The following is a 1,344-nucleotide window of genomic DNA, read 5'->3' on the forward strand; positions in this document are numbered from 1 at the left end:
TTTCTCATATCGATGAGATTTTCGCCCGTTTTGCTGTAGGAGATTGAACAGGCGAATGAGAATCTTTGATAATTCTTGGGTGTCTTTCTGTATGGCTTGATAAATAAGAAAAAAATAATCTCTAATCATATATATGGCCTTATATTCACTCAGCTCTCGTTTCTTTTTCATAAGAAGTAATTGACGCATTTGAAACATAGTAGAAGAACAGAGGAGAATGGCGATCAGTTGCCCATACAAATGGCATTCTAATCTTTCTCGTTTTATCTTTTTACAATGGTGAATATGAAAGAATGATTTCCATGTTTTAAATAWAATCTCGATTTGCCAACGTAAAGAGTACCAATCATGTACTTGTYCCATCGGGACARTATCTGTAGRGGTGTTTGTCATATATACATTGATACCACTGAGACGTTTACTACGAGGGGAATACTTCATTCCTTTCTTTTTCTCTCTTACAGCTTGATCTTGYAATCGTTTTTGTTGTTGTTCWTYTGTWAGYCGATGAACAATCACRCGRGTTGGTACTTTATCAGTCATTCCTACATARGCRTCGGATATTTCAYAKGTTTGTCCGGGTTGRAGAGAGTTCATTAAKRCCTCCATATCTATCTGTATATACTCTGTACCTTTCTTKATTCTTCCATCYTGAAAATAATCAGGKGTGRGATTTTTTTGATAAATACGTGTATTKGATTTAATACGAGAGATATAGTAAGCCTTTTTATCTTGTATGTGTTGAAGATCTTTCAAATGAAAATACCCTAAATCTCGGATACATAAATCATTCGCTGTCACAGTTGGAACACACAGGGAACCGTAGGTTCGATCATGTTGTTTCCCTGGACCYGTATGAATATGAAGGAACTGTCCACTTAATAAATCATACTCAAGCTGAATCTTTACTCCYGCTGTATGGCTGCATCCCCCTGCACCTGGATAAACGGATGAAAAAGGATCTGGAAGTTGAAATGCAGTCGAATCTAAAATACGAATACGCTTGAAAACAGAAGTATATGGAGAAGAAATCGGCATAGATGAGGTCAATTTTTTGCGTAATAGTTCGGCTAGTAGGTGTTGTAAAAGTTGGACGGCCGCCTTATTAAATCGTTGATTCAGTCCCTCAGGACTRATAAGTACTGCTGTTGATGCTTCTAAACAGCTAGATAATTGAGTTAAAGAAGTCATAGCTACATTTTGGCTCACCCATACACATAAAGYGACTAAATCTTTTGCTTGGTACTTACTGGTTCGTTGTACGAAACCAACATCTCTAGCAAGATTCCGTAAGGTATTTGGAGATAAAAAACTTTGAATCTCTTGAGCAAATAGTTGTAATTC

The 1,344-nt window shown here is 36.7% G+C and carries 1 protein-coding gene; it reads right to left on the minus strand.

The features are described from left to right. On the minus strand, positions 1–1,344 hold a 1,344-nt coding region (locus AC1DJR_RS29935), incomplete at both ends, for an IS4 family transposase (RefSeq protein WP_477004249.1).

Source organism: Bacillus sp. 05T31 (assembly GCF_056396725.1).